Source organism: Caulobacter sp. GW821-FHT09B08 (assembly GCF_059418225.1).
Map to the genome: position 1 here is coordinate 192,931 of NZ_JBWKPL010000003.1, position 9,161 is coordinate 202,091.

The window sequence follows — 9,161 nt, forward strand, 5'->3', positions numbered from 1 at the left end:
TCAGGCTCTCCGGCTGACCGCGAAGTCGGCCAGGCTCTCCAGGCTGGAGCGCCAGTCGCCCGCCGGGAAGCCCGCCAGGGCCGCCTTGGCCTTGTCGGCATATTCGGCGGCGAGGTCCAGCGTGGCCTCCAGGGCGCCGGTGCCGACGATCAGCTCGCGGGCGCGGCGGAAGTCCGCCTCGGTCTGCTCGCGACGGCCGATGGCGCGTTCCCAGAACTCGGCCTCGCGCGGACCCGACCGGGCGATGGCCAGCAGTAGCGGCAGGGTGGCCTTGCCTTCGCGGAAGTCGTCGCCGGCGTTCTTGCCCAGGGCCTCGGTGGCGCCGCCGTAGTCCAAGGCGTCGTCGGCCAGCTGGAAGGCGATACCCAGGTTCATGCCGTAGGCGCGCAGGGCGTCGGATTTCTCGGCCGACACGCCCGCCGACACGCCGCCGGCTTCCGAAGCCGCGGCGAACAGCTCCGCGGTCTTGGCGCCGATGATCTCGAGATACAGCGCCTGCGAAAGGTTCAGGTCGTGGCTGCGGGTCAGCTGCAGCACCTCGCCCTCGGCGATGACGCGGCTGGCCTTGGCCAGGATCTCCAGCGCCTTCATCGAGTTGGTCTCGACCATCAGCTCGAAGGCGCGGGCGAACAGGAAGTCGCCGACCAGAACGCTTTGCGCCGCGCCCCAGATCAGGTGGGCGGCCACCTTGCCCCGGCGCAGCTGGCTGCCGTCGACCACGTCGTCGTGCAGCAGGGTGGCGGTGTGGATGAACTCGACGGCGGCGGCCAACTTCAGGCAGCTGTCGTTGTCCGACCCAGCCAGGCGCGCGGCGGCCACGGTCAGCAGCGGGCGCAGGCGCTTGCCGCCCGCGGCGATCAGGTGCTCGGCCAGGGCCGGGATGACCGGGACCTCGCTCTGCATGCGCGCGGTGATCAGGGCGTCGACCCCGGCCATGTCGCCGGCGGCCAGCCGCACGAGACGATCCACCGATCCCGGTTCGCGGGCGAGGGTCGCTGCAGCTGCGTCCAAAACCATACTCCCTGACTGACACCCACCGGCGGTCGGCGTGCGCCTCGCGTCTCGTGGGCTTGATCAGCCGTTGCGAGCGACAATGGTGGCGGGATAGGTCAGGGTCAAGGCGAGCACAAGGCTTGAAACGTTGCCGGACGACATACCGCCCCTCGAGGTCAGCGAAGACACCGTCCTGAACGGCCGTGTACGGCTGCGCCAGCCCGTGTCCGGATACCGGGCCGGCATGGACGCGGCCCTGCTGGCGGCGGCGTGCGACGCGGACCCCGGCGAGCGGGTGATCGAGGCCGGATGCGGGGTGGGCGGCGCCCTGCTGGCGGCGGCGAGTCGGCGTCCCGGCGTCCGATTCGTCGGCCTGGAGCGCGATCCGGCCACCGCCGGCCTCGCGCGCGAGAACGTCGCGCTCAACGATCTGAGGGATCGGGTCGAGATCCTGGCCGGCGACGTCGAGCGCGGCTTTCGGGCGCTGGACCTGCCGGTGTTCGACGCGGTGATCAGCAATCCGCCGTTCTTCGACGACCCCGGCGCCCTGCGCGCGCCGGCGCCGGAGAAGTCCGGGGCCTGGATGGCCGACGGCGGGCTGGCGGCCTGGACGAGCTTCTGCCTGAAGGCGGTGCGCGAGGGCGGGACCATCACCCTGATCCACCGCGCCGACCGCCTGGCCGACATCCTGGCCCTGCTGGCGCCCAAGGCCGGCTCGTTCAAGGTGCGGCCGGTCTCGCCCTTCGCCGACGCGCCGGCCAAGCGGGTGATCGTACGAGCGGTGAAGACCGGCAAGGCGCCGCTGGTGCTGCTGCCGCCGCTGGTGCTGCACGGGCGCGAGACGTCGGGGCACTCCCCCCAAGCCGAGGCGATCCTGCGGGGCGACGCCGCGCTCGGCTGGTGAAAATCATATAAAGATATCTTTATATCCCTCTTGACGACCGATCGGAACGGGCGCTTCCTAGACTGGTCGTGGTCTGCGGGCGTTCGCGCGTCCGGAGCTAAGAGGGAAGCCGGTGAGGGCCTGAAAACCCGAATCCGGTGCTGCCCCCGCAACTGTGAGCGGCGAGCCGCTGTCCGTTACGTGTCACTGACGCGCCGAGCTGGATCGGTGGCGTGTCGGGAAGGCCAGGACAGGGGCGCTGACCCGTGAGCCAGGAGACCTGCCTCGACAGATAACGTCCTCCGGCGGGGTGCCCGGTCTGGTCGCTAGCAAGGCGCGACCGGACCCGCACGTCCGTGCGCGATCCCCTGCCCGCGCCCCGGCCAGCCTCCGCCACATCACCGGCAGAGGCTTTTTGAAATGACCGTCACCGTCGCCACCCTGGGCTTTCCCCGCATCGGCCCTCGCCGCGAGCTGAAGCTCGCGCTGGAGGATCACTGGGCCGGCAAGTCCGACGCCGCCACCTTGCTGGCCACGGCCGCCGAGCTGCGCGCCAAGGCCTGGAGCCGCCAGAAGGCCCTGGGCGTGGACCACGTGCCCAGCAACGACTTCTCGCTGTACGACCACGTGCTGGACACCAGCGTCATGGTCGGCGCCATCCCGGCCGCCTATGGCGAGGCCGGCGGCGCGGTCGACACCGCCAGCTATTTCGCCATGGCGCGCGGAACCCAGGGCCAGGCCGAGGTCTGCGAGCATGGCCACCACCACGCCCAGGGCGCCGGCCTGCCGGCCATGGAGATGACCAAGTGGTTCGACACCAACTACCACTATCTGACGCCCGAGGTGTCGCGCGGCCAGGTTTTCGCCCTGTCGTCGACCAAGCCGATCGACGAGGTCCTGGAGGCCAAGGCCCTGGGCGTGCGCACCCGGCCGGTGCTGCTGGGCCCGGTCACCTTCCTGAAGCTGGCCAAGACGCATGACGCCGGCTTCTCGCCCCTGTCGCTGCTGTCGGCGCTGATCCCGATCTATGTCGAGGTGCTGCAGCGGCTGACCGCCGCCGGGGCCGACTGGGTGCAGATCGACGAGCCGTGCCTGGCCCTGGACCTGACCGACTTCGAGCGCGGCGAGCTGCGCCGGGCCTACGGCCTGCTGACCCACGCCACGCCGGGCCTGCGCATCCTGCTGACCAGCTATTTCGGGGCCTATGGCGACAACCTGTCGACCGCCGCCAACCTGCCGGTCGACGGCCTGCACGTCGACCTGGCCCGCGCGCCGGAACAGCTGGACGCGGTGCTGTCGTCGGCCCGTGAGGGACTGGTGCTGTCGCTGGGCGTGGTGGACGGCCGCAACGTCTGGCGCGCCGACCTGGAGGCCATCCTCGACCGCCTGGACCCCATCGTCTCGCGGCGCGGCGGCGACCGGATCATCCTGGCGCCGTCGTGCTCGCTGCTGCACGCGCCGATCGATCTGGAGCTGGAGACGGCCCTGGATCCGGAAGTGCGCCAGTGGCTGGCCTTCGCGGTCCAGAAGATCGAGGAGCTGACGGTGCTGGCCAAGGCCCTGAACGAGGGCCGTGCCGCCGTGCGCCCGGCCCTGGAGGCCGCCTCCAGGGCCGCCGCCGCCCGCCGCGCCTCGCCCCGCATCCACGACCCGGCCGTCCAGGCCCGTCTGGCGGCCGTGACCCCGGACGACGCCCGCCGCGACGCCCCGTTCGCCACGCGCATCGCCTTGCAGCGGGCCCGCCTGAACCTGCCGCCCCTGCCGACCACCACCATCGGCTCGTTCCCCCAGACCGGCGCCGTGCGCAAGGCCCGCGCCGCCCACGCCAAGGGCGCCCTGGCCGACGCCGACTACCAGCTGTTCCTGCGCGAGGAGACCGCCGCGGCCGTGGCCTGGCAGGAGGAGATCGACATCGACGTGCTGGTGCACGGCGAGTTCGAGCGCAACGACATGGTGCAGTATTTCGGCGAGCGCCTGTCGGGCTTCGTGTTCACCAAGCACGCCTGGGTGCAGTCGTACGGCTCGCGCTGCGTGCGGCCGCCGATCATCTTCGGCGACGTCTCGCGGCCCGAACCGATGACCGTGGACTGGTGGCGCTACGCCCAGTCGCTGACCGACCGGCCGATGAAGGGCATGCTGACCGGCCCGGTCACCATCCTGCAATGGTCGTTCGTCCGCGACGACATCCCGCGCGGCCAGACCTGCCGCCAGATCGCCCTGGCCGTCCGCGACGAGGTGCTGGACCTGGAGGCGGCCGGCGCCAAGGTGATCCAGATCGACGAGGCGGCCCTACGCGAGGGCCTGCCCCTGCGCCGCGCCGACCGCCAGGCCTATCTGGACTGGGCGGTCGAGGCCTTCCGCCTGACGGCCTCGGGCGTCCGCGACGACACCCAGATCCACACCCACATGTGCTATTCGGAGTTCAACGACATCATCGCCGCCATCGGGGCGATGGACGCCGACGTCATCTCCATCGAGACCGCCCGCTCGAAGATGGAGCTGCTGGACGCCTTCGAGGCCTATGCCTATCCGGCCGAGATCGGACCCGGGGTCTACGACATCCACGCGCCCCGAGTGCCCGGCCAGGACGAGATGGTCGCCCTGCTGGCCAGGGCCGGCGCGCGGCTGTCGCCCGGCCAGCTATGGGTCAATCCCGACTGTGGCCTGAAGACCCGCAAGTGGGACGAGGTGCGTCCGGCCCTGGTCAACATGGTGGCGGCGGCGAAGGCCGCGCGGGCGCTGTTGGCGGTTGGGTAGCCAGCCCCTCCCCTTCAACCGTCATTCCGGGCCTTGTGCCCGGAACCCCTCTGTCCGCTGCAAGTGCGGGAGGGGCGGTTCGCCAGCGAACCGCTTGCTCTTCAGGTGCGGGTTGAACCAGGGGTCCCGGGCACAAGGCCCGGGATGACGGCTGCTAGGGAGTAGCGAGCTGGAAGCCCCCTACTCCGCGTACAGCGCCAGGGCCTCCAGACACATCTCCAGCCCCGTCAGGTCGTGCAGCGGATCGTCGGTGATGATCACGAACAGACGACGCGCCTCGGCCCACAGCATCACCGTCTCGGGCAGGCCGAAGTCCTCGACCACACAGCCGTCGCCGTCGCGCCAGACGCCGTGCTCGTCGCGCTGGGCGCCGACATGGGCCTCGACGCGGTCGACATATTCGGCCTGGCTGACGTCGGAGATGTTCAGATAGGCCACCACCGGCCTCCCCAGCCCCGCCAGCACCCCAGCCTCGAAGGCGGCGGCGGCGGCGCAGGATGCGCCCCGGAACGGCGTCAGGTTGATCACCCCGGCGTCGGACTGGCGCAGTTTCGCCATGCGCTCGGCGTAAAGTTCCCGGGCCTGGATCTCGACATTGTCGGTCTCGGCCTCGACGATCACCGGCGCGGTGACGCCGACGAAGCTGTTGTCGGCGCACAGGGCGCGCTGGCGAGCCGCTTGCGTCTGGGCGTCGGGCAGCCAAGGTTCGGGGCCGGCCAGCCATATGGAACGTACGGGTCTCATGAGGCCTTAGAGCTTGCGGAAAGAGGACGCTGTCAACCGCTTTGAAGACCTTGATCGACCGCCGCGCCCTAATCGCCGCCGCCGGCCTGGCCACGCTGGGCCTGACCCCGCATCGCGTGTTCGCCGCCCCCAGCGCGCCCTGGCTGGCCTATGACCGCCGCTTGCGAACCCAACTGGCCCAGAGCGACGGCGACTTCGATCCCGAGTTCGAGGACGCCCTGCACGACCTGGGCGACATCTTCCGGCGCGTGAAGGGCCTGCGCGAGCTGGCGCCCGATCCCGGCCTGACCCTGGCCGCCCGCGCCCACGCCGCCGACATCGCCCGCACCGCCGTCTTCGACCACATGACCCGCGAGGGCTTCGGCCCCGCCGCCCGGGTGGGCCTGCTGGCCCGCGACCTGGTCGGCGCCCCGGCCGAGAACATCGCCGAGCGGCTGAACGGCGACGGCGAAGTCCGCCCGGACCAGATCATGGGCCAATGGAAGAACAGCCCCGGCCACCGCGCCAACCTGCTGGCGCCCACCTTCACCCACGTGGGCTACGGCGCCCTGCGCCGGGGCCGCGAGGTGATCGCCGTGGGCGCCTATGCCGAGGTCTCGGCCCGCTTGCCCGCCCCCGCCCCGCTGCGCGTCGCCTCGGTGGGCGCCATCAGCGTCTCGCTGTCGCGCGCCAGCCCCCGCATCGACCAGTTCTCGGTGTCCGAACCCGGCGCCGAAGCCCTGGTCGAGACCTATGTCGAAGACCCCCGCGCCCAGACCCTGCCGCCCGGCGCCTGGCAACTGCGCCCCCACCTGTCGACCGGCGCGCGGAAGTACCTGGTGGCCTGGGGGCCGGTGTTCGTGCTGGGGTAGACGCTGTCAGGCGACCTGCGCCTGCCGCCGCATCCGCGCCTTGATCGCCCTGATGGCGGCGGTCTTCGCCCCCCGCCAAGACGGCGACAGGTCAGGCGTGGCGCGGACCTGGTCCAGCGAATGGTCGTCTCCAAAATATCGCAGCGCGCAAAGAACAGTGCCCGTCTCGGCATCGCTACGCGACAACGGCAGCAATCGATCAAGAAAGGCACGAGCGCGCTGCTGCGCTTCCGGGGCGACGCCGTTGCCCTTCATGCCAATAAGATTGATCGACGCGGCAACCTGAAAGGCCCCGTCGAGGTCATCCACAGCATCCAGTGAAAGGCCGGACGCCGACACCAGAACGACCTCGAAGGCCTGCTCTCCGCCAAGCTCTTCGAGCAGCCCCAGCACGAACCGCCGCCATTCGGGGGTGACGACCATTGTCGCCAAGGCGCTGTATCCACCTCGGCAATAGTGGACGACGACCTCGCTCCAGGTCCTCAACGGCACGAGCGGAAAACACGGAGCCCTTTGCCAATCATACTCCGCAGCCAGGGCTTCGAGCGTCTCGGCAAGTTCGAGCGACGGCTCGCGGCCGGCAGCCAGAATGTGCTCGACTTCAAGCGTACCGCGGGCCTCGCGTCGCCGGAGCGCCTCTGGGCTTGGTGGTTTCAAGTCATGGGTCCCCAGTTGCGAGGTCTTCCGCAAACTAGCGCTTGGCTCTTCCTCGCCAAACGAAAAACGGCGGGCCCTTTCGAGCCCGCCGTTCGTCGTTCCGGCGATGAAGCCGCGACCTTAGTTCTTGGTCACGTCCACCAGCTTGTTCTTGGCGATCCAGGGCATCATGCCGCGCAGGCGGGCGCCGACTTCCTCGATCTGGTGCTCGCCCGAACGACGGCGGGTGGCCTTGAACGAGGGCTGACCCACGGCGTTCTCGAGCATGAAGTCGCGGACGAACTTGCCCGACTGGATGTCTTCCAGCACGCGCTTCATCTCGGCCTTGGTCTCGGCGGTGACGATGCGCGGACCGGTGACGTATTCGCCGTACTCGGCCGTGTTGCTGATCGAGTAGTTCATGTTGGCGATGCCGCCTTCATAGATCAGGTCGACGATCAGCTTCAGCTCGTGCAGGCACTCGAAATAGGCCATTTCCGGCGCGTAGCCGGCTTCCACCAGCACTTCGAAGCCGGCGCGGATCAGCTCGACCGTGCCGCCGCACAGGACGGCCTGCTCGCCGAACAGGTCGGTTTCGCATTCCTCGCGGAAGTTGGTCTCGATGATGCCCGAGCGGCCGCCGCCGATGGCGCTGGCGTAGGCCAGGCCGAGGTCGAGCGCGTTGCCGGTGGCGTTGTGGTGCACCGCGATCAGGCAGGGCACGCCGCCGCCCTTCTGGTACTCGCCACGCACGGTGTGGCCGGGGCCCTTGGGGGCGACCATCAGGACGTCGATGGTGTCCTTGGGCTCGATCAGGCCGAAGTGGACGTTCAGGCCGTGGGCGAACAGCAGGGCCGCGCCGTCGCGGATGTTGGGCGCGATGTCGTTCTTGTAGATCGCGGCCTGATGCTCGTCGGGCGCCAGGATCATGATCAGGTCGGCCCAAGCGGCGGCTTCGGCCACGGTCATGACCTTCAGGCCTTCGCCTTCGGCCTTCTTGGCGGTGGCCGAACCGGCGCGCAGGGCGACGGCGACGTTCGAAGCGCCGGAGTCCCGAAGGTTGAGAGCGTGCGCGTGACCTTGCGAACCATAGCCTACGATCGCGATCTTCTTGTCCAAGATACGAGCGAGGTCGGCGTCGCGATCATAATAGACGCGCATGTTTTTTCTCCAAGGACTGGTCAATATGGCCGCCCCGCGCAACGGCGAAGCGACAAAGGCCGGGCGTTTGAGCGTTTTTTTGCCGTTTCGTCAAGGCGAAGCCGGCAGAACATCGTGACGCGAAAGCCTCTGCGGCGACGTTTTAGACTCTGGGGCGTTCCACCGCCATGCCCAGCCCCCAAGAAGCGTCGCAAGACGCCCCGATCGTTTCGCCCCAACCCGCCGAGGAACGCGCCCTGAGGGTGCTGGTGATCGCCGGCTCGCAGCGCCGCCACAACAGCTGTCCGGGCCTGGATTCGAAGGCCCGCGCCCTGATGCTGCGCATGGCCGCCGCCCTGCCCGCCGCCTGGCAGGTCGACACCGAGGACCTGGGCAACCAGCACGGCAAGCCCAAGATCCAGGCCTGCAACGCCTGCGTCTCCTCGTCGATGGCGCTGTGCGTCTATCCCTGCAACTGCTACGGCCCGCGCAGCACCACCCAGCCCGACCTGATGTGGGACCTGGACCTCTACGGCCGCCTGGCCCGCGCCGACGCCTGGGCGTTCATCGGCCCGACCAACTGGTATGGGCCGACCACCAATTTCAAGCTGATGTTCGACCGCCTGGTCTGCGCGGCCGGCGGCAATCCGCGCCCGGACCTGATCGATAAGAAGGACACCCTGAAGGCCCAGGCCCTGGAGCGCTCGCCGCAATGGCGGCGGCTGACCCACAACCATCTGGAGGGCCGCACGGCGGGGTTCTTCACCTATTGTGACGGCGGAGGTGTCGAGATCGGCGAGGACGGCCGGCCCTGGCTGGTGAAGGAGAAGGCCTGGTTCGATCCGAAGAAGGAACCCTATGCCGACGAGCGCCTGGCCTACCAGGGGCTGGTCTGGCAGTGCCGCTATAGCGGGATCGAGGTCCCGGACGACCTGTGGAAGGTCGGGACCTTCGGCGAGGGCAAGCCCTATGCCGACGACCAGACCGACGACATGATGACCGAAAAGGCGGGGATGGCCGCGTTCGACGCCTGGGTGAAGGGCTTCGTCGCCCATGTCGGCCCCAAGGGCGTCGTCGCCGTCAAGGACGACGAGCGGGCGGCCAAGTCGACGACGAACGTCTGAGATGCGATCGGGGACACGCGCATGCGCGTGTCC

Annotated in this window: 8 protein-coding genes and 1 riboswitch; of the genes, 4 read left to right on the forward strand and 4 right to left on the reverse strand. The window is 69.5% G+C overall.

Features of this window, described 5'->3' with window-relative positions; translation table 11 throughout:
• A complete protein-coding gene (locus tag AC07OA_RS11645) occupies window positions 1-1,011 on the reverse strand; it encodes a polyprenyl synthetase family protein (protein WP_494663967.1) in 1,011 nt (336 codons plus the stop codon).
• Window positions 1,012-1,237: 226 nt separating this feature from the next.
• On the opposite strand from AC07OA_RS11645, the gene AC07OA_RS11650 reads away from it, so the two are divergent.
• Together AC07OA_RS11650 and metE are read left to right on the forward strand one after the other, a co-directional pair.
• On the forward strand, window positions 1,238-1,897 hold the full coding sequence (locus tag AC07OA_RS11650) for a tRNA1(Val) (adenine(37)-N6)-methyltransferase (protein WP_494664305.1): 660 nt from the start codon (window positions 1,238-1,240) through the stop codon (window positions 1,895-1,897).
• A 52-nt stretch (window positions 1,898-1,949) separates the two neighbouring features.
• A riboswitch (cobalamin riboswitch) is annotated at window positions 1,950-2,178 on the forward strand.
• Between the two features lie 118 nt (window positions 2,179-2,296).
• On the forward strand, window positions 2,297-4,633 hold the full coding sequence (gene metE / locus AC07OA_RS11655) for a 5-methyltetrahydropteroyltriglutamate--homocysteine S-methyltransferase (protein WP_494663968.1): 2,337 nt from the start codon (window positions 2,297-2,299) through the stop codon (window positions 4,631-4,633).
• A 180-nt stretch (window positions 4,634-4,813) separates the two neighbouring features.
• Here metE and AC07OA_RS11660 read toward each other — a convergent pair whose 3' ends face one another.
• The gene (locus AC07OA_RS11660; protein WP_494663969.1) at window positions 4,814-5,377 is read right to left on the reverse strand and encodes a nucleoside 2-deoxyribosyltransferase; all 564 of its coding nucleotides are present in this window, start codon (window positions 5,375-5,377) and stop codon (window positions 4,814-4,816) included.
• Window positions 5,378-5,418: 41 nt separating this feature from the next.
• Here AC07OA_RS11660 and AC07OA_RS11665 point away from each other — a divergent pair, with 41 nt between their 5' ends.
• Entirely contained in the window at window positions 5,419-6,228 is an 810-nt protein-coding gene (locus AC07OA_RS11665; RefSeq protein ID WP_494663970.1) for a CAP domain-containing protein, read from the forward strand.
• 6 nt (window positions 6,229-6,234) lie between these two features.
• On the opposite strand, the gene AC07OA_RS11670 is transcribed toward AC07OA_RS11665, so the two are convergent.
• Window positions 6,235-6,885 carry a hypothetical protein gene (locus AC07OA_RS11670; protein ID WP_494663971.1) on the reverse strand — a complete coding sequence of 217 codons (651 nt, stop codon included), beginning with the start codon at window positions 6,883-6,885 and terminating at the stop codon, window positions 6,235-6,237.
• A 120-nt stretch (window positions 6,886-7,005) separates the two neighbouring features.
• Complete coding sequence (ilvC, locus tag AC07OA_RS11675; protein ID WP_492912811.1) at window positions 7,006-8,025, reverse strand: ketol-acid reductoisomerase; 1,020 nt, start codon at window positions 8,023-8,025, stop codon at window positions 7,006-7,008.
• A 167-nt stretch (window positions 8,026-8,192) separates the two neighbouring features.
• On the opposite strand from ilvC, the gene AC07OA_RS11680 reads away from it, so the two are divergent.
• Window positions 8,193-9,128 carry an NAD(P)H-dependent oxidoreductase gene (locus AC07OA_RS11680; protein WP_494663972.1) on the forward strand — a complete coding sequence of 312 codons (936 nt, stop codon included), beginning with the start codon at window positions 8,193-8,195 and terminating at the stop codon, window positions 9,126-9,128.
• Window positions 9,129-9,161: the final 33 nt, after the last annotated feature.